Annotated in this window: 17 protein-coding genes and 1 other annotated feature; of the genes, 3 read left to right on the top strand and 14 right to left on the bottom strand. The window is 35.2% G+C overall.

The features are described 5' to 3' along the window. Positions 1 to 191 precede the first annotated feature (191 nt). Positions 192 to 605 carry a VOC family protein gene (locus tag ACIQ7N_RS17995; RefSeq protein WP_402934562.1) on the bottom strand — a complete coding sequence of 138 codons (414 nt, stop codon included), beginning with the start codon at positions 603 to 605 and terminating at the stop codon, positions 192 to 194. Positions 606 to 772: 167 nt separating this feature from the next. Here ACIQ7N_RS17995 and ACIQ7N_RS17990 point away from each other — a divergent pair, with 167 nt between their 5' ends. Continuing rightward, positions 773 to 1,387 carry a hypothetical protein gene (locus ACIQ7N_RS17990; protein ID WP_402934560.1) on the top strand — a complete coding sequence of 205 codons (615 nt, stop codon included), beginning with the start codon at positions 773 to 775 and terminating at the stop codon, positions 1,385 to 1,387. Positions 1,388 to 1,704: 317 nt separating this feature from the next. Here ACIQ7N_RS17990 and ACIQ7N_RS17985 read toward each other — a convergent pair whose 3' ends face one another. Beyond that, positions 1,705 to 3,510: a M3 family oligoendopeptidase gene (locus ACIQ7N_RS17985; RefSeq protein ID WP_402934557.1), complete on the bottom strand. Its 1,806-nt coding sequence runs from the start codon at positions 3,508 to 3,510 to the stop codon at positions 1,705 to 1,707. Between the two features lie 462 nt (positions 3,511 to 3,972). Here ACIQ7N_RS17985 and ACIQ7N_RS17980 point away from each other — a divergent pair, with 462 nt between their 5' ends. Then, positions 3,973 to 4,089: a YjcZ family sporulation protein gene (locus ACIQ7N_RS17980; RefSeq protein WP_132362314.1), complete on the top strand. Its 117-nt coding sequence runs from the start codon at positions 3,973 to 3,975 to the stop codon at positions 4,087 to 4,089. A gap of 327 nt (positions 4,090 to 4,416) precedes the next feature. Here the strand turns inward: ACIQ7N_RS17980 and ACIQ7N_RS17975 are convergent, their stop codons facing one another. From ACIQ7N_RS17975 to ACIQ7N_RS17955, 5 genes are all read right to left on the bottom strand, one after another. Beyond that, the gene (locus ACIQ7N_RS17975) at positions 4,417 to 5,106 is read right to left on the bottom strand and encodes a Dph6-related ATP pyrophosphatase (protein ID WP_402934554.1); all 690 of its coding nucleotides are present in this window, start codon (positions 5,104 to 5,106) and stop codon (positions 4,417 to 4,419) included. A gap of 119 nt (positions 5,107 to 5,225) precedes the next feature. After that, positions 5,226 to 8,396, bottom strand: a complete 3,171-nt coding sequence (locus ACIQ7N_RS17970) for an ATP-binding cassette domain-containing protein (protein ID WP_402934551.1) — start codon at positions 8,394 to 8,396, stop codon at positions 5,226 to 5,228. A gap of 323 nt (positions 8,397 to 8,719) precedes the next feature. Continuing rightward, positions 8,720 to 9,136: an SRPBCC family protein gene (locus tag ACIQ7N_RS17965; RefSeq protein WP_132362320.1), complete on the bottom strand. Its 417-nt coding sequence runs from the start codon at positions 9,134 to 9,136 to the stop codon at positions 8,720 to 8,722. After that, positions 9,133 to 9,459, bottom strand: coding sequence for an ArsR/SmtB family transcription factor (locus ACIQ7N_RS17960; protein ID WP_402934546.1), 327 nt, complete (start codon positions 9,457 to 9,459; stop codon positions 9,133 to 9,135). Before ACIQ7N_RS17960 ends, ACIQ7N_RS17965 begins: the two co-directional genes overlap by 4 nt. Positions 9,460 to 9,881: 422 nt before the next feature. Further along, positions 9,882 to 10,736: a LysR family transcriptional regulator gene (locus ACIQ7N_RS17955; protein WP_402934543.1), complete on the bottom strand. Its 855-nt coding sequence runs from the start codon at positions 10,734 to 10,736 to the stop codon at positions 9,882 to 9,884. A gap of 129 nt (positions 10,737 to 10,865) precedes the next feature. Between ACIQ7N_RS17955 and ACIQ7N_RS17950 the strand changes: the two genes are divergently transcribed. Continuing rightward, positions 10,866 to 11,606: an SDR family NAD(P)-dependent oxidoreductase gene (locus ACIQ7N_RS17950; protein WP_402934538.1), complete on the top strand. Its 741-nt coding sequence runs from the start codon at positions 10,866 to 10,868 to the stop codon at positions 11,604 to 11,606. Between the two features lie 470 nt (positions 11,607 to 12,076). On the opposite strand, the gene ACIQ7N_RS17945 is transcribed toward ACIQ7N_RS17950, so the two are convergent. The 7 genes from ACIQ7N_RS17945 to ACIQ7N_RS17915 form a co-directional block, all read right to left on the bottom strand. Next, on the bottom strand, positions 12,077 to 13,381 hold the full coding sequence (locus tag ACIQ7N_RS17945; RefSeq protein WP_402934536.1) for a PQQ-binding-like beta-propeller repeat protein: 1,305 nt from the start codon (positions 13,379 to 13,381) through the stop codon (positions 12,077 to 12,079). Between the two features lie 777 nt (positions 13,382 to 14,158). Further along, positions 14,159 to 15,595, bottom strand: a complete 1,437-nt coding sequence (gene proS, locus ACIQ7N_RS17940) for a proline--tRNA ligase (protein ID WP_402934534.1) — start codon at positions 15,593 to 15,595, stop codon at positions 14,159 to 14,161. Between the two features lie 63 nt (positions 15,596 to 15,658). After that, positions 15,659 to 15,877 (bottom strand) — a binding site (T-box leader). Between the two features lie 149 nt (positions 15,878 to 16,026). After that, complete coding sequence (locus ACIQ7N_RS17935) at positions 16,027 to 16,566, bottom strand: GIY-YIG nuclease family protein (protein ID WP_402934531.1); 540 nt, start codon at positions 16,564 to 16,566, stop codon at positions 16,027 to 16,029. 672 nt (positions 16,567 to 17,238) lie between these two features. Beyond that, on the bottom strand, positions 17,239 to 18,945 hold the full coding sequence (locus ACIQ7N_RS17930; RefSeq protein WP_402934528.1) for a putative bifunctional diguanylate cyclase/phosphodiesterase: 1,707 nt from the start codon (positions 18,943 to 18,945) through the stop codon (positions 17,239 to 17,241). Positions 18,946 to 19,331: 386 nt separating this feature from the next. Continuing rightward, positions 19,332 to 19,502, bottom strand: coding sequence for a transcriptional regulator (locus tag ACIQ7N_RS17925; protein WP_402934525.1), 171 nt, complete (start codon positions 19,500 to 19,502; stop codon positions 19,332 to 19,334). A 260-nt stretch (positions 19,503 to 19,762) separates the two neighbouring features. Further along, positions 19,763 to 19,912 carry a hypothetical protein gene (locus ACIQ7N_RS17920; RefSeq protein WP_049665318.1) on the bottom strand — a complete coding sequence of 50 codons (150 nt, stop codon included), beginning with the start codon at positions 19,910 to 19,912 and terminating at the stop codon, positions 19,763 to 19,765. Positions 19,913 to 20,235: 323 nt separating this feature from the next. Continuing rightward, positions 20,236 to 20,499 carry a hypothetical protein gene (locus tag ACIQ7N_RS17915; protein WP_402934522.1) on the bottom strand — a complete coding sequence of 88 codons (264 nt, stop codon included), beginning with the start codon at positions 20,497 to 20,499 and terminating at the stop codon, positions 20,236 to 20,238. Positions 20,500 to 20,584: the final 85 nt, after the last annotated feature.

Below are 20,584 nucleotides of genomic sequence, written 5' to 3'. Positions count from 1 at the left end.
AAAGCCATTTTGGTGATCAAACAACAATTACACCATTACCTCACCTCATCTGCATTTTTTACAATTGACTATTTTTATATATTCTTTTTTCACTAATCTGCTCCTTTAGCTAGCAACAACCTTATCGAAAAAAACTTGATTACAGAAAAAGTTTAATCATTCTTCTTGTACTAAGCACCAACTTTTATCACTTAATCCCATATAGACCAAGCAGCCTCAATATGATTACCTGATGGGTCGGTAACAACAAAGTATTTAGCATTTTCTCCACGCCAAATAATTTCACTAACTTCTACGCCATTATTCTTTAATGAGGTATGTGTAAATTCTAGATCTGGACAATTCAACGTAAAAGTTTGATACAGGCGACCATCGCGTAAAAAATTTGCTGTTGTATGATCCTTTGTTTCTACAAGGACTAATACAACATAGCCTTCGGGCGGTGTTAATACTGCTACATAACCAATATCATCCTGAAACTTTGGTGTTTTAAGCTTAAATTCTAGCTTATTCTGGTACCATTCAATTGTTTCATCGATATTATTAGCTGGTAAATAGAGATAGCCAATCCTACTGAATAACGAATTTTGCTGCGTAACTTCCAATTCCCTCACTCCTGATTAAAAATTTTAGGTTGGTTACTAGTATTCTACAAAATCCAATATATCCCTTTTTGTCATTGAAATAATTGTTCGACAAATGTTTTTTTACTAACGACGTAGAATATTTGAATAAGGTTTGGAAACAATACACTTAAAAAGGGCTTGAGAACATGAAAAGAATTGTTTTTGTTGTTTTACTTTTATTCGTTCCAGTGGATGCTGTTGAGCTAGTATCTGCTAGTTCTCTACAATTTACTAAAGATACATTTGAAGTCGATGAGCAGCAAGAATTATCAATAAAACAAGCGATTGAATTAGCAAATCCACCAGCATTAAAATGGAATAAAAATGCTCAATTAATAGATGCAATAAATATTGATTTAGATAAGCGTAGGAAATCAATTGGAAGTAACGGCAAAAGAAAGCATTGGAATATTTTGTTTGGAGTGCCAGAAACGAATAAGGTTTTTTTAGTAACCATTCATGACGGAAAAATAGATTATACAAATGATGTAACGAGGGATGGTACTTCTCCTTACCCTAAAAAAGAGTTTATACAAATGAAAGATATTCAATATGATTCACCTGAATTGCTTCAAAAAGCTCTAAAAATCGGCGGTATTTATCCAGGTGAAAACTGGGCTAAAGGGTATAATTTTATGCTTAGAAAAGATATAGAGAGAAATGTTACTATTCTATTAATAATAGGTTGGAATAGTGACCAAACAAAAATGAAAGAAATGGGCTTTAATGCTTCCACAGGAGAATACATTAAGCCTAATTAATTTCATTCCTACTTGTTAGCTAACGCGGGCTTTAGTGAAATATAGACAAGCAAAAGCAATCTTTTTTATTTAAATTGCACCAACAAAGCCAACTTCTTAGCGTACAGGAAATTGGCTTTCATTTTGTCGGAATAGCGAAATCCCAAACGGTAAACACATTAATAAAATATGAATGGTCCACCTTTTAAATAATGATTGAATGTACATCTTCTGCTTTCGAAATTATCCGCTATCTGCTGTTCATATGCCTACGAGATGCTTGGTTAATGTTTTCACCATATTTAGTAAGTCCAGCCGGAAACTCCATTTACGAATGGTTAGTTTATACACTCATTACTTAATTTGATAAATTCATCCACATCATTCATGCATAATTCTATTCCTTTTTTCCAAAAATCTTCCGAAGTGATATCTTCACCTAAATGTTTCATCACTAAATCCTCTGTGCACATACTTCCTGAATCACGAAGCAAATCTAAATAACAGCTTTCAAATTCTTTACCTTTTTCTTTTGCCTTTGCAAATAAGCTCAATGCAAACAAATATCCAAATGAATAAGGAAAATTATAAAAAGGAGATTGTGTCATATAATAATGTGGTGTCCATATCCATGAATGCAGTGAAGGATTATCGAGAGAACTATCATAGCCTTCATCTATTGCTTCCTGCATCATTTCGTTTAAGCGTGATGATGAAACAATGCCTTCTTTACGTTCTTCATAAAATTTCTTTTCAAATAAAAATCGAGAATGAATATTCATGAAATTCATGACACTACGCTTTAATTTCTCATCAAGCAAAAATAATTTTTCATTAGTAGATGTAGCTTTTTGCATTGCCGCATCTAATATAATCATCTCTGAAAACGTTGAAGCAGTTTCAGCAATGCACATTGGATATTGTTTATTCACGCCATTAATAGATTTCATTGCATCGTTATGGAAGGCATGTCCTAATTCATGAGCAAGTGTTAATACATCTGTGATTGTACCGCCAAATGTCATGAAAATTCTTGATTCTTTCGAAAGTGGAAAGCCTGAACAAAATGCTACAGCAGACTTATTTGCACGATCTTCAGCTTCTATCCAGCCTTCACTAAATGCCTTTTTAGAGAAATTTTCTAATTCTGTTCCGAATGCACTAAAATGCTCCAAAATAAAATTAACAGCATCTTCGTATTCAAATTTTTGTTTTTTTGTTGTCATAGGTGCCCAAAAGTTAAATGATTGCATCTTTTTATAGCCATTTATTTTTGCTTTTTGATTTAAGTAGTCAGTGAAGGGTTTTTTAAATTTATTAACGACAGACCACATCGCATGAAGTGTCTCCTCCTTCATACGATTTTTAATTAAAGAATCTTGTATTACATTATCAAAGCCACACTTCTTGTAAACTTGTAATCGAAAGCCTGCAATATGATTTAATATTTTCGCAAATAGTTCCGCATTGTCTTTCCACGTATCTTCTAAAGCATTATGGGATTCTTTACGAACGTCTTCATTAGGATGTGAACGTAAGTTGATAGCTTGACCGACGGATAAATTTTTTTGTTCTCCATTTATTTGAACTTTAATCGTAAAATTATTTATAAAAGAATTATAAAATTGCCCCCAAGCATGATAGCCATCTACCATGAGGTCTGAAACTAAATTTTGTTCTCTATCTGAAAGGGTTGTCTCACCATCTTTACGCCATTCATTCAGTATAAATTTAAAGTTTGCTAAAACATGAGTATTTAGTAGACCCTGCCACAAATGGTAATCAATTTTTACCAGAGTATTTTTCACTTTTTTCAATGCCGATTCAAAACGAGTATTTATTGTCGTAATGATCCCTTGCAGAATAATAGCCTCCTGATCTTTTGGACTTTGCGCAAGAAGGCAAGTTATAAAAGAATTTGCTTGAGATATATTCGTTCGAATATCTCCTATGTATTCAACTAAAACTGCAATATTAATTGATTCGTTTATTTTTTGAGGAACATTAAAGGAATTTGCTTTTTCTTCAAATTCAGAAATTTCTTGTTCTAAATATCTTATATGTTCATGTAATTGTGATGATTTACTTCCACCTTGGAACAGACTATCTAAGTTCCATACTTGCCTATACTTGGTTTGGCCCAATCATTTCTCCCCCTTAAATTTTAACTTTTCAGCAATAATCAAACGTACATTCCCATCTTATCACATCATGGAACATTAGTGAGTATTATTCGCGCAATTGTTTAACTATTGTTAATTTACTAATATAATCAAAAATATAACTAAATTAACGTTAAGTTGCCCTTTTTGGCATAGTTAAAGTATAAAGAAGAACGGAAAATTTGAAATTAGGTATGCGCGTGTTAATACGCAAGACAGACGTTATCACTTCAATTTGCTGTAATTGTCGAAGTACTTTGCGTTTAATTGAAAATGTGGAAAATTTTGAAGCAAAAGATATTTATATTGTATTTCTGCAAGATAAAATTGACAGAACTACAATATGAGAAGTTTTTTTAAAATTTATATTCAAGGAGTAGATAAATATCGCAGTTCCTTTTAACAACTATTCATATTATAGATTGTAGAAAGGAGGTAATAACTATGTCTGAATATTGCGGTAGCGGTAGTGGTTATGGTACTGGTTCAGCATTTGCGCTAATCGTTGTACTATTCATTCTATTGATTATTGTCGGCACTAGCTTCATCGGATTCTATTAATACCCAATACCGCCATCTATCCCATGATTTTTAGGATAATATAAAGTTATCCTTTCCCTTCGAATATTTAAAAAGGGTCATTATCCTCCGGTGACCCTTTTTATATTTTTTAAAGAAAAGTATATAATTTAGTCGCATTTGGAGAGGCACTGAGTGTCGCTTTGGAGTTAGAAAAAAACACTTACCTTTCTTGTACCAATAACTAAAATCATTCTTTGAGAAACCCCATCTCAAATAGAAAGATATGCCCCATGTTATTCACCGCAATATTTATATTTATTACGCTATTTACAACTATACTCTTGTTCACTTATTTATAACATTTAGTTATTCATCTAGTTCTAAAGGCAAAAAAGCATATTCTCCATTTCTAATCCTCGCACATTTACGAACAGGAATAGGTTGTTTGAAAATTGGCCCATCTAATACTGTAGTATGGAACTCTCCACCTTCTCCGCAAGGGTCAATACCCCGAGCTTCAAGCTCCTTTATGTATTCATAGGTTAACGTCCGCCCTAAATCTTCCTCGCGCATACCTAAAGATAAATTAACAGTTACAATGATTGTAACAAATCCTAGGTTTATGAACTCTTCAACGGCTTCACGATGACCCATCTCCCATAAAGGCATGCCTAGTTTTAAGCCAGCATTCTTCGTAACCTTGTCATGCCAACAACCATGTTCAGGCATATCTAAGTCTCCTGTTACTAACACTTCAGCCCCTTGATTTTTAGCTTTTTCTAAAAGGCGCATAAATACCATTTCGTATTCTGTCCAGCTTGCTGCTGCAGTATAAACAGGTAAACCTATCGATTTCGCTTGTGCATGTATAAGTTCCGGAGGCATTCCATGTGATCTTGATCGTTCACCTTCTTCCTCCAACATGACGATTAATCCAAGCGCTTCTCCATCCTTCATTGCTTTATATAAGGCTAAGACACTATCCTTTCCTCCACTAAAAGAAGCGATGAATTTCTGCCCTCGAGTATTATTTTTCCAATCCATTAATTCTGCCATCCATATCTTTCCCCTTTAATTGCTAATGACTTTTTAGAAGCTCATCTTCAGAATATCATAAAAACTCATTTGCAATTTTATTATTGCAAATGAGTCTATATGAAGTAACTTTCGAAAATCTAATTGTTTTGCTCTAGGCATTGGTAAATGGCCATCATATCTCGTTTATTCAACTCGCGAATACGGTTAAAAATTGGAATATGTGCAACCGCCTCTGTTCGTAAGCTTTCTTCCACAACGTCACTTACTTTGCCCGTTAACCATGTTTGTACGTCTACACCATCGATAATTTCTTTTCGACCTTCATTATTGATACCACTTGCAGAGCAACTAACACATGGTACGGATAATTTATAGACGCCATCATGGAGATTATCTTCTGATATGACTTTCTTCCCATTACAGAATGGACATTTATGACTTGCTTTAATTTTATTCATTTGTGTCACAATTTTTTTGTAGCCAAATGCTTCATAGACGTACGTTAGTTTTTTGTATTTTCCATTAGTGAAATACTTATCTATGATAGTTTCTCTCGTTTCGTCAATGTTGGCAAAATCACAAATTGTTATTAAATTTTTGCTGCTGATTGCATCGATATTGTCTTTAATTTTGTCCCAAAACGGTAAAACATTATTTAGAACAATTTCATAACCAGCAAAGCTTACTAGCTCTAATTCCAGCATTTTTAACGATACTTGTGTTTCTCTAGGAAGTAAGGAGACATCTTCCGTAAGAGTCATATCGCCGCCTACAATTGCTTTTAGTTTTTCAAGCTCTGGTAAGTTCCCAACAGTTTTTATGACCTGTTCAATAGGTTGATGTATTATCTCGCGAATATCAGTGTCTCCAAACGTTAGTTTTTTCTTATGGTTTAGCACCGCTCCTCGACAAATTGGACAGGCAATCATTTCTTTTGATTCTTTCATTTGTTCTTTAATGATTGATTTCGAAATAACGATATAACGCCCAAGGATAAAATTAAAACCTTCCCATTTTTTTGACGACTTACTAGCTTTATCATAAAATGATTTTTCCCAATAACCATAGAGGAACGTATGTCTTTCTTCCTCTGTCATTTCATTGTAGCTTTTACTAATATCTTGACCCAGTTCATTCTTGATCTCATCAAAGAGGAATTGTAATTTCGGATATTGATAATATTTTAATACTTCCATCACGTCTGGATGTAATAAGCCATCCCAGAACGGCACTGTTTTGTCTTGTATGACGATATCAAAATCAAATTTTTCAATTTGCAGGCGTCCAGAACAGCTAGGACAATGGTTTTCTTGACTAAAGAAATCGAAGCTTCTCGTATCTTTATTCGTCGGATGGGCAGCCACGATATGGTTAATTAATCCACCGATTTCATATAAAAAACTATACTGACTATATAAGTGTCTTTCTAGATCAATGGCGACGACTGGTGCGATTGTTGCTGATTCATACTCACCATAAATTAAACGGGCCATTGATGACAAACTTTTTAAAATACCGCCTTTATAAATGTTTTCGGCATTTTTAAAATAGCTAATATGATGGTCTTCTAAGTAATGGATGCCACTTTTTGTAGCAAGTGTTGAAGAGATATGCAATGAAGCATCACTATCTGTACGGTTAAGTTGACTAAAATAATTATCATGGTCGACAACATCAAGGTGTCGAACAGGCTCCTGCTGTCTTTTTCCAAAATCAACGATAAAATCAGAGCTCTCAATCATATAAGCATTATGTTCAATCATCATGATAGAAACAGATTCGTCTTTGAGAATGTCCCTAACACTACCAATAAATTGGTTTAAAATATTTTGTGATAAACCTTTTGAAGGCTCGTCAAAAATAAATAGCGTATGGGGGTTTCTTGCGTTCGAAAATAGCTCAGACACTAAATGAACACATTGAAATTCCCCTGTCGATAAAGATTGTGTTTTTCTTTCTAATGTTAAATAACCGAGACCCAGCTTAATTAATAAACTTAAGCGTTTATGAGCAATGTCTTCATGTGGAAGCTCCTCAATAATGTCCTCAATGGAACGTTGGAAAATATCATCAATGTCATCACTGTATTTCGTCATTTTCTTTTTAATATCAAGGAACGTTGCAACCGTTGATCGGCTTGTAATTGATTGGTTACGGTCTTGTCCTACCATGACTAATTTATCTTTTGGATATCGTTTTAGGAAGTCCTTAGAGATACACTCATTGACGAGGGTTGATTTCCCACAGCCAGATTCACCTGTAAAGGTTACGAGTCTATTTTTTGGAATCTGAATGTTAGCCATTTCAATATTACGACAGTAAAGATCATGAAATTGATAATAGTCAGTAGGCATTGCCTGATTTCGTTCCCAATAGACTGGTTCTGGACGTGGTGAAACTTCGACAATTTTACCGCCGTATTTCCCACTGCCAGGTCCAAAGAACAGCTGCTCATCCGCTGTATCTAGCACTGTATCAGAATGATCAATAAGCCAAATTTGGTTTTTATAGCCCAATTGTTTAATTTGCTCTAAAATTTTCAACAGCGTTTGATGATCAAGACCAACAGAAATTTCATCAATAATAATGACCGTATTTTCACTAGCTGCCATAAATTCTGCCAAGTACAGTCGAGTTAATTCCCCTCCAGACAAGGTACCCATGACCCGATTTAACGTTAAATAGCCAATATTCATTTGGATAATATTTGTAAGAATACGTTGTCTTTCCTCGCTAATCGCCAATTCCGCTGATAGGGAATAAATCGCTTCTATACTTAAATTGTTTATATCGGAAATACTATGTGGTTGATTCCATAATTCAAACTTATATTGCTCAACTTCCGGATTATAGCGCTTACCCTTACACTTTTTACATTCGACATTTTTAGTCGTACCACGCCCTTTACAAGCAGGACACCACCCCAGTGCATTATTAAAGGAAAAAACCTCTGGAGAAAGATCAAACTTATCTGCCAGTTTTTCACGTATCTCTTTAAAAACACCTGTATGAGTACCAACTGTCGAACGTGGATTAGTAGAAATGGATGATTTCCCGAGAAAAAGGACTAAAGGCATTTCTTCCATCTTGATGGCACTGAAATTTGTTTCCATAATAGTAGGAAACAAATACTGATATTCTGCCTTTGGCAATAAAGAAACTAGACGCTTCTTAGATTCTTCACCAATTGTTTGGCAAAATGTAGTTTTACCAGAGCCCGATAATCCAGCAATTCCTAAAGATTGATCTTCCGACAAGTTGACATCTAAGCGGTTTATATTGTTAGCAATTAATTGATTTATTTTCATCGGATATTCTCTCCATTCCATTTAGTATTGTCATGTTAGCACAACTTCAACTGCATTTGTTATGTTTATGACATCCAATCAATTATGCCTCGGCATAATTGCGTCCGGAATCGGCTTTGTGCAAGCACAAAGTACTCCTTTCCGATTCCGTGACATCCGCCGGAGGCTTTAACTTCTTTCAGCAAAGGCTGAAAGAAGTTAAAAAAATGACGCTTTCTATGTTCCGAAAGCGTCCGATTGTTGAAGAACAGTTTATTTTATTCATTTCTTATTTGATACCTGCTTTTGATTTAGAAAAGCAAGTATCATAATGGAGAAATAGTTTACAGTTCTGCTAACACTTTTTCGAGCTGATTACCATTGTTAATCCAAGCGTATTTTGCTCCTTCGATTGCTCCTTGACGAGCTTTTGTTGCTTCACTGAATCCGCTTTGATCAAGATGTAAATGTGTAGTGCCATCTGAACCTTCCGTCAACGTCCATGTCACAGTAGTTGTTTCTCCGGCACTTGCCCAAGTATAAGATAATGTATGAGGTTCTTCTACTTTGAGCACCTCACAATTGACAATTCCATCCCACCATTCATTTGGCTCAGCTCGGAATTGGAATTTATGTCCTACGACTGGTTTAAAGTCATTTTTCCAGATCCATTTTGCAAGAGTGTCTGAATCCGTTAATGCGTTCCAAACTTTCTCGATTGAACTTGTAAATTGATAATCTAAAGATACATCTGCTTTCATTTTTCTTCCTCCAATAAAAGATTTAATCTAGCCATTCTTTCTTTCCAGAATCCTTCGTAATACGATACCCAATCTTGAATTTCTTGCAATGGTTTGGCATTCAATCGATATCTCGTTTCCCTACCAACCCTTCGAGCAATTACGAGACCAGCATCTTTAAGGATCGCCAAATGCTTAGAAACTGCTGTACGCCCCATTTGAAATTGAGACGTTAATTCGTGAAGAGGTAATTCTTCCGCATCTGCCAGCAAGCGTATTAATTGACGTCTTGTTGGGTCAGCAATAGCAGCATAAACATCACGGTCTTGAGTCTTGTCGCTCAAAATCTCCTCTCCCTTTTAAATTGGACACTAAATGGTGTCTTAATTATACGACACCATTTAGTGCCCAGTCAATTTTTATTTTTGGCAAAATGTTATTGATTTTATTCTTCTAACATCAAGTATTTTATTAATCGCATGAAAAATGTAAGTAAATTGTAAGGGTACATTTGCGAGTGTAACGATGCAAATTGCTAACGTGCCACAACATTAAAAATGAATGTCAAATACACCTACAATTTGACATTCATTTTGATTGATTTTTACTGTTTCCAATAGGAAGCAAAAACAGTTTTTTTAATTGTAATTAGAAAGGATTGTCAATCATAGAGCCTTCAGTTTTACTACAAATTTAATTTGCATCTTTAAAATCATGAAATCTAATTTTGTTATAGGTTCAGCAGCATTCATATATTTTTTAGTCCCTAGAACGAATTACTTTCTGGAAATGATGTCCTCTGTAGAAATTCAATAAATTTTTTAAGGCATTGAGAGTGTTGTTTTCTTTGTTTGATGATGAAGTCTATCTTGATTGATTCAAAAAGTTCTTTATATTGAATAGATTGTATTTTTTTTCGACTATCTGCAACGTCTTTAGGTATTATACTAATACCAAGTCCATCATGAACGGCTTGAAGAATTGATTCAAGCGAATCAAACTCTAATATGGATAGACTATCTTTGAAAAAATCTAATGTTTTCTTTCGGTATATGCAATTTTTATCACTATTTACAATTAACGTTTGATTATGTTGCTTTTCAAATTGACTATTTTTAGGTGAAATGAGAACTAGTTTCTCAAAATAGCTATAAACAGTTTTAAATTGTGATTCATTAAATGTTCCATTCATAAAAACACCATCAAGTTCTCCGTAAGTAAGCATTTCTTGTAGCTTCCCCTGATCATTCGTTCTTATTTTTACATCAATATTTTTATGCTCTCTCAAAAAAGAAGAAAACAATTGAGGAACTTTAATTGCAGAAATTGTTTGGGAAGCACCTATCGTAAGAGATTCTCTCCACTTTTTAGAATTAACTACTGACTTGGCTTCATCCATTAAAAGTAAAATTTTATTTGCATACTCCAGTAGGACTTTTCCTTCCTCGGTCAATGTTACGCCTCTATTATTACGCAAAAATAATCTTACACCAAGTTCATCTTCCAAACCTTTAATACGTTGGCTTACATTAGGTTGTACATAGTCCAATTTTTCAGCAGCTTTGGATACCGACTGTAGTTCCGCAACATGTTTAAAAATCCACAAATCATGACTTTCCAATAATTACATTCCTTCCACTGGTATCATATAAAATGATACCTTCTTCATTATTCAGTATTATACATGCCATATACATAAAAATATAATAAAAATGTATTAAAAATCTAAATAAAGTAAGGATGTTTTAACGTGGAATTAAAAGATAAAGTAGTTCTAATAACGGGTGGTGGCACTGGTGTTGGAAGAGCAACAGCTGTTAAGTTAGCAGCTGAAGGCGCAAAAGTTGTCATTAATTATAGTCGTTCTAAAAAAGAAGCTTTGGACGTTGTAAATGAGATTACACAGCTAGGAGGAACTGCAGTCGCGTATAAAGCAAATGTGTCGATAGAAAAAGAAGTAAATAATTTAATATACTATATAGTTGAATCTTTTGGAACGGTAGATGCTTTAGTAAATAATGCGAGTATTACAGCTCAAATAGCCTTGGATGATATAGATGCGGTAACAGATGAAGTATGGGATTCTCTTTTTAGCGTAAATGTGAAAGGAATGTTTCATTGTATAAAAGCAGTTGTTCCTTATATGAAGAAGCAACAATCGGGTGTGATTGTTAATTTGGGCAGTGTGGCTGGAATGACTGGAATAGGCTCATCTGTCCCTTATGCGGCAACAAAGTCAGCTATTCACACAATGACAAGATCATTAGCTTTCGCGTTAGCACCTTTTATAAGAGTGAATTGTATATCTCCTGGTGCAATTGAAACAAGATGGTGGTCTGGAAACGAAGAAAAAATGTATCAACTTGCCGGTAACTTACCATTGAAGAGAATTTCAACACCTGAAGATATTGCAGAGGCTATTCTATTTCAATTGACTCAAAAATCGGTAACTAGCCAAGTTTTTACAATTGATAATGGTCAAACTCTTTGAATTTTAAAATACCTCACTTTTCTAAAATGTAAATAGCGGGACAAAATCGTTTTAACCAACAAAAATACCGAACTATCCACTATAAACGTTCATAAATTTGTTTCGGAATAGTTCGGTTTCCACCCAAGGAAAAGTAGAAAAGGCGCATTCCTGTTAGAAGGATTTTCAGGGCTTGAAAAAGAAAAAGTCCCCTTGTATGATGCATGAATGTCAACGGCAAATTGACTCATTATCACACAGGAGGACTCCTTATACATTCTAAGACGAACTATAAAATTAACCAAGTCACTGAAAACACTTTAGAAAAAGCATTATGCTTGTCCCATCGATGAACGAAGGCGTGCTCCAAAAATCATTTCCTTTCTCTCAATATGAGAAGGTTTCAACGTTTAATCTCGCTGTCTTATTATCAAATACATATGATGTTGATAAAATAAATCTTATAGTTTCGTTAAATTGGCCTATAAAAACTACCAGTACAAAGGTTGCTGAGTATCCCAGATGATCCAGCGGTACGATTCACGTATTGAACTTGTGCTAATCTCAAACGGACTTGGCTCTGTACTTGTTAAATCAAGTATATGTAGCATTCCATTGTATGTACCGACAAGCAATATTGTCTCATCAGAGTTTAATGCCATGCCACTGATTGTCCCAGATACGAAGTAACGCCAAAGTTCATTCCCCTCCAAATCAATCATTCGTAAATAACCATATGCGTCACCCAAAATGTTGCCCCCTTGCACTGCAACACCGGCATATACACGCATACTTTCATCTATTGAAAGGGGCTCTTCATTATTGTCCGGTTTAAGATCATGGAGTGAAATACCAAGTGTACATCCATTATAAAAATGACATGCATTGAACCAAACATGCTCATTATCGGCACTGAACAAGCTGTAATGCGGATAACTCGACATCGGGTCAAACGAATGCATAACATACTTTTCCATATCTAATAACATATGATCGCTATCTTGACTTCCATAAGCCAACCATCTGCTGCTTCGCGAAACAGCTCCATGTGGCATCGCTAAACTTGCTGTGAAGTCATCCTCTTCCTCTGCCCACTCCCTTATATTTTCTACTGACGGGTGCAACAAGAGGGCATCTGCTTCCTCAATCAAATAAATGCCATCATGCGATACCACCAACAACTTCGTGCCATCAGCGAATGGAATGACATCTGCGCTTCGATAGCTTTCTGGCTGCAAGGTCTCAATATCGGGGTATTTTTCGTGCAATTGGTCGATGATTGTCGCCCATTTGTATGTAGCCAGCAAAGTGCCGTTCAACTCTCGATCAGGCTCGCGTACGATACGAACTCCTTGCTCATCCATCAAAGCAATGTCGCGCCCATCCGCAGAACAACTTGCTGCTTGTATGTGCTCGATACGGTTTGCTTCCTGTTTATCCATCACATAGACAGTGCGTGAAAAATCTTCATTTTGCGCTGCAACAAGTAATGCACCATCATGGAGAAATGCAATTGGATAAACGGCTCGCATCAGTTGGCTGTGCGTTTCCTGAAATGGCCAAGAAGCAGCTGGAAACTGTTCACGGAGTGTTTCCAGTTCCTTTGTTCTATTCGCCTGTTTAATAAACTGGTAAACTTGCGAAGCTAATTGTCCGCGTGAATCTTCAAATGGCTCCTCTCCTGGTGCCTCCCAGTTAGTTTCTAATCCTCTGCGCACGTAGGCATTAATTTCACTTGCATAACGTAACCCCTCTTCTCGCCATTTCTGGGATAATTGTAAAGTATCATTTGTCATTGTATTAGTCTCCTTATTTGATAACTCACCTTATCATGTTTTACGGTTTCCTCATTATTCTAAAAAGCATCCAACCGAAACCAACTATCCGCACTACTGGAGTTAGATGCCCCTAGTACTAAGGAGCATAAGCTTTCATTTTCTGTTCACCACTGCTCTACGTTCCTTGTTGAAATCAATAAAACGAAAATCGGTTTGTAGCAAGTTCTCCATGTCCCCATCTATAAGCTTTAGTGGCTATACTTTTTCATTTTTAAGTCATTCCATTGTGAATCGGAAATAGGGATTGCCTTCGAACTTGCTTTCAAAGTTGTTCAATAATTGAACGATTTTTCATAATTCTTGTGGAAACTGTAATGTCTAGATTCAAGTTAAATCTATTATAGAACAAACATTCCCATTCAAACTAGTCTAAAATACAAAAAGAGATGTCTGAAAAGCTTTTTTGAGACATCTCCTTTATGACGAGGATAGTGACAATCGATTACTCGTCGTAGAAACATCTAATTGTACTGTAGCGAAAGGATAGTGAAAGTTACAATGGTTCTTGGCTAATAGCAAGAAGTTGTATGACGAGCCATTCACGTGCAAATAACATTTGTCGATGATATGACCACCTTCATCAATGAAGTAAAAAAACAGCCTTTCGTTCAGACGAAATCGAAACAGTTAGAACGAAACAATAAGAGTTAGAAAAACTGTCAGATAATGAATTAGAAATATGGACATATTTCCAATAGTTGAATACTTGTGTTTGAAAGCAAATTTGACAACTATTTAATACGCCTGAGCAAACCAAACTGTATGCTTTGCTTCATTTCCGCAACAAATACAAGTAGATTTCGTAGTTGGTGGATTAAACGGTATGTTACGAGAAGTATATTTTGTCTCTTCTTTCACTTTTTCCTCGCATGCATCATCCCCGCACCATCCAGCAAGAATCCACCCAGAAATAGCTCCATTTTCTTTGGAAGTGTTAATATGCTGCTGTAAATCCTGCAGTGTATCGATATTTGTATGAGCGTTTTCATCCCGGAATTTACGTGCTTTATCGAATAAACGAGTTTGCATTGTTGTTAATTCTGCCTCAATTGCTGCAATAATGTCATTCAGGTCAATGGATTGCTTGTCATCTTCATCTCGCGCTTTTAACAATGCCTGGTTGTTCTCTAAATCACGTGGTCCTAATTCAATTCGAATTGGTACACCTTTTAATTCCCATTCATTAAATTTGTAGCCTGGTGATTGGTCCGAATCATCTAGACGTACTCGAATTCCGTTCTTTTTAAGAGCTGCAAAAATGCCATCAAGTTTATCTATAATTTGGGGGTTCTTTTTCCATGGACCTACAGGAATTAAGACAACTTGAGTTGGTGCGATTCGTGGCGGTAAAATAAGCCCCTGCTCATCACCATGAACCATAATTACTGAACCTATTAAACGTGTGGAAGTGCCCCAAGATGTTGTGTGTACGTATTCATGCTGATTAGCTTTGTTTAAATATTTAATATCAAAAGCTTCAGCGAACTTTGTCCCTAAATAGTGAGAGGTACCAGCTTGTACGGCCTTCCCATTTTTCATCATTGCTTCAATAGAAAATGTATCGACTGCCCCTGCAAAACGTTCTAAAGGTGTTTTTTGTCCATCATAGACAGGAATGGCCAGTAAACCCTCTACTACTTCCTTATAGATCGTTAACATTTGCATTGTTTCTTGACGTGCATCTTCTTCATCAATATGGGCTGTATGGCCCTCTTGCCACAAAAATTCAGATGTCCGAATGAACGGAAGGGTTTTTTTCTCCCAACGAAAAACATTTGCCCATTGATTAATTAAGACTGGCAAATCACGGTAGCTTTTGATCCAATTCGAATAGAGATGTCCAATCATCGTTTCAGAAGTTGGACGAAGCGCTAAACGTTCTTCTAATTTTTCGCCTGCTGCTTCTGTTACCCAAGGAAGCTCAGGTGAGAAACCTTCGATATGATCTTTTTCTTTTTGGAAGAAGGATTCAGGAATTAACATCGGGAAATAAGCGTTACGATGACCTGTCTCTTTAAAACGACGGTCCATTTCTTTCTGAATATATTCCCAAATTTCATAGCCGTCTGGTTTGAATGCGATACAGCCACGTACTGGTGTATAATCCATTAAATCTGCCTTTTGGATTGTCTCGATGTACCATTTTGAAAAATCATTTTGTTGTGTTGTCATATTCTCTCCTCCATTTCTGCAACTTTACCCACTAAAAAATAAAAAGCACAAAGCTGTCCTACAAATAAGGACGTCTTTGTGCAGACTAAACGTGGTACCACCTTGAATTTAGTTTTAAGAAACCTTAAAACCCTCAAACGTTTTGTAACGAAAACGACTCGGTTATGTTTGCATAACATCTCCGTGGTAGGGTTCAGATAAGAAGCGGTGATATAGCTCTCAGCAATTGCTATATTCTCTGTTTCACTATTCTTACTTACTTGGCCACATCAACAATTTATATTTTATATAACTTTAGCAAAACAGTTCAATAATTTCAAATATTAAAACGATTATTTTTCGGGAAATATCAGATAATTTACTTTATTTAAAGACGAAATTACTACTAGCAAGCATAATTACATAGTATTTTGTAGCAATTGATTTCTCCGTTAATTGCGATTATAGCCGAAAGGGATGGTTTGGAACTTTCGTTTAAAACTACTTTCAATTTCGATTGCTTCTAATGCTGTTATATCTTTTGGTAGCACTTTTAAAACTGTATATTGGAATTGTAAATTTGCTGTTTTATTTTTCGCAAGTAACTGCTTAAATGCTTCATTGCCTCCATGGATTGTTGTGGCATAATCTGACCACCGTCCAAGTAAACCATTTTTATTGTATGAGGATCCGATATAAATTTTACCGTTAGAACAATCTGTAATTGCGTAAATCGCGTTGATTGAGCTTAAGGCAATATGCCAATCTGCATATGTTTGTGGTTCATCGATGATTTGTTTTAATTCATTAAATGTTAATAGGACGTTTTCGTATCCAGGAAAGTCAAATTGACTCGTATTCACAAGCTGTGTAATGATTTTCTCATTTGTTCCTTTTTGATACCATCTTACAGCGGCTCTACCCCATTCTATAAATAATTTACTTTCATATGCACGTAAAGGATCATTTGAAATTTTAAATAAAGGATGCATGATATCATCTTTATAAGGCTCTAGCAAAAATGGCGAACAGTTTGAGGAAACATTTGGTTGCTCTCCATGCCTTACTTCATACGATGTTAAGTATTTCGATGTCGTCCCTTCATCTGAGGAAAAGACAATGACATGATCAAAAGCATCGAAAAAATGAGGTGGCTGTTTTTGCGTATATTCACGTAAAAAACCATCACGATATGCATTGATGAAACGCTCTTAGCGTATGACGAATAAGTAGAATATCTCGATATTTCCTATATGCGGAGCTAACGTTAAAGTTTGGATCATCACCAAAACGTGTGGTTGATTTCCGTTCCGACTGGGCGCTTTCCTGGGGGCGTCCGATGAGCCGCTTCGCTTCGCTGCAGGGTCTCATCTGTGACGCTGATCCCCGAGGAGTCGCCCAGTCTCCACTCCAATCAACTATTTACATAGTAGACGTTTTAACAAAAGTTATCCACAACTTTTGGTGATGAACCTAAGGTTTTGAATTTTGTCTATGCTAAAATTTCATTTTCTATAAAGAAGGTAATAACATGGTCCATTTCTATTTATCTGATTTGTTAAAACGTTGCAACTAAATTTGAATAAAACATTAAACCTTCCTTTACATAAACACTTAGAGGATCTTATCCAAACTAAAGACAAGATCCTCCATATTGACACTATCTATAACAATCTACTTTTTACTATCAATTGTGTAAAGTCCTCTACTGATAATGGCTTACTAAAATAATAGCCTTGTACGTACTCGCAGCCATGTTCACGTAGTACGTTTAATTCTGCCTCTTCCTCGACACCTTCAGCTACTACTTGAAGATTTAAGGCATGCGCTAGAGAGATCATAGCTGAAATCATGGCAATGCCTGATTTTTCAGGCACAATATCACGGACGAATGCACGATCGATTTTCAAAACATCTACTGGGAACGTTTTTAAATAATTTAACGATGAATAACCAGTCCCGAAATCATCTAATGAAATCGTAATACCAAGTGCTCTTAATTGCTTGATTGTATTAATTAAGTCCTCCGTATAATCCAGCATACTCATTTCTGTTATTTCAATTTCTAAAAACTGCGGATCAATTTTTGTTGCTGCCATAACTTCAAGTACCATGTCAACAAAGCCTGATGTACTAATATGAATCGGAGAAATGTTTACGGCAACACGTAAGTTTAAATTATGTACTTCATTCCAAGTGCGTACTTGGGCAGATGCTTTTCTTAACACCCAGACCCCTATATCATTAATGAGCCCACATTGCTCAGCAAATGGAATAAAGCGATCCGGTGGCATGTAACCTAGTTCAGGATCATGCCAGCGTAGCAATGCCTCCATGCCAATCACTGTATTCGTTTTTAAATTGATTTTCGGTTGATAATGTAATTCTAAACTATCTTTTTTTAACGCTTGGTGTAACTTTGTTTCAAGTATTAACCATTTATCGTTGATTTCCTCCATATTTGGACGATACAAGCGGTATTGATTACTCCGTGAAGATTTTGCAGCATACATGGCGATATCTGCATTTTTCAATAATTCTTCAGGAGAGTTCGCATGATCTGGGAAAGTACTAATTCCAATACTAATACTTGCGTAAAATTCATATGAATTAACCACAAAACTCTCATTAAAGACGCTAATTATTTCCTCAGCCTTGTCCTCAATACAGTCAACGTCGTTTAGTATAATAACAAATTCATCACTATTGTGGCGGTAAATAGAATTTGATGTATAATCAACGTTGCGTAGACGATTCGCCATTTCTACTAAGAACATATCCCCGATGATATGACCAAGTCCATCGTTAATGTTTTTAAAACGATTGACATCAATGAAAAATAACGCAAACTTCTCTCCTGTACGTCGGGATTGATGAAATTCATTTTCTAAACGTTGTTCTAACTTACGACGATTTGGTAGTCCTGTTAATTCATCATGATAAGCAATATGCGTTATCTTTTTTATATCCTTTTGTGCGGTAATATCGACCCTTATAGCAATATATTGATACGGTTTACCATTGTCATCTAGAAAAGGAAATACCGTTGTCTTCACCCAGTAAAGGCTGCCATCCTTCGCTCGATTACATACCTCGCCATTCCACATCTCACCCTTGCCTATAGTTTTCCACATCTCTCTAAAGAAGGATCTTGGATGGAAACCTGAATTGAGTAGACGGTGATCCTGCCCTAATAATTCTTCACGGGTGTATTTAGATATTTTGCAAAAATGATCATTAACAAACGTTATTTTCCCAGTTCGATCTGTAATTGCTACAATGATTGAACTATTCATTACTGAAAAAATATCTTGTAATTCTTTCAGACTATAGTTAACTTGATTGATACTATCAGGCGTGATATTCATCATTTTCATTCTCCGTTCATTAGAAGGGTTTAGTGCTTTTGTTTTATATTTCCAAGAGATATAAGGTTATAGGATATCGCCTTTTTTATGTAATTACATTATAGTATTAGAAAAGCAGTTAATTCAACCCAAATATCAAACCATTCAAACCTACATTGGATGGTTTTCAATAAAATAGCCCCTAATAATAAGGTCTTTTCACTTACTAAATACGATAGTTTTTGAAGACTTTAATTACCTAAGTGCTATTCATATGTTATGTTTAGCCTAGTTATCTTTATAATATATGCATCATCTGTAATTTTACTATACTTGAATAATTGCTTCATTTATGATATGAAACAAAAATGCCTTACTGTCACATAAAGACAGTGAGGCATTTTTATAACCTAAGAAATTTCATATTGTATTTGACCTCCGAATGTTTTAGCTCGTTCATTGTAGGCATCTAGTTGTTCCTGAGATAAGTTTAATATATAATAGTGAAAATTTATTGGCTCTAAACCATGTTTCTCGCACACTTGTCGATAAAAATCGTAGCCTTCTCGATAATCTGTCATACTAATAACTTCCTTTCGATTGTACAGTTTCGTTATAATATACTAATTGTTTTTGTGATAATTGATCGATATATTTTGTTATATAACAGAATTATATTTTCAATAATATTATATAATAGGTAATTTGGAACGTCAATAAATTTTCTGATATTTCTTTCAAATATACAAAAGCCCAGTCCATTTAAATTAGTATGGCTGGGCTTTTCATAAAATATTCACGTCGGCTTCCGTAATAACCACATCCTTTAATTACAAACCTTTCAAATTCCTAATTGTTTGGCTTGCATATTATAAGCGGAAAGTTGTTGCTGTGATAACTGTAGCAAATAGTATCGGAATGAAATTGGCTCAAGACCATAGCGCTCACACATCTCACAATAAAATTCATAACCATCACGATATTTTGACATTACAATTCCTCCTAAACTAAACTGTTTTATAACAGTTGTTTTTATTTTTATTTAATATATAACAGATGATTTGTTTCGTCAAGTATTTCTAAATAGTTTGATTAAAAACATATTAAAATCCATTGTTTTGAAAATAATTGATCAAAACAATGGCTCTCGCTCATATCACATATTAATGGAAGGAAGTACTTTAGTCGAAAATTAATTGGTGGCTCCCCTGTTCTCCAACGTAAGAAATGACATACGCTCCTTTTGGAAACCTGGCCAATATTCTTTCAAAACTTTCGTTACTTTTTAAAATACCATTTACAACTTTTGTTTCTTTAAAGATATTTTAAATGGAACATCTCCATCATAAGTGATTTACTTTCACCAATTGAAGACGTTATCTCTTCATCGATCTCAATTGGGTCAGTGGTTCCTGGTTCTGGGCCTTTCTCTTTTTGAGTGATATTGAGGACATCAGGTTCACTTTTTACAGCCTCTGACGTTACTTTCGAAGAGGATACTGCTGTTTTCGCTGAAAATGTATTACACCCTGATAAGAGTAAAATAAACGTACACATCCATGATTTATAAATCTTCATAATTCTACTACATGAATATGGTAAATTGTACCATAAAACATACAAAAAGAAGGAAAGCTCTTTGCCCCTTCCTTCTTTTTATATC

Origin of the sequence: Lysinibacillus sp. NPDC095746 (assembly GCF_044763535.1) — a bacterium.
Taxonomy (GTDB): Bacteria; Bacillota; Bacilli; order Bacillales_A; family Planococcaceae; genus Lysinibacillus.
This window is presented reverse-complemented; position numbering and strand designations above follow the sequence as displayed.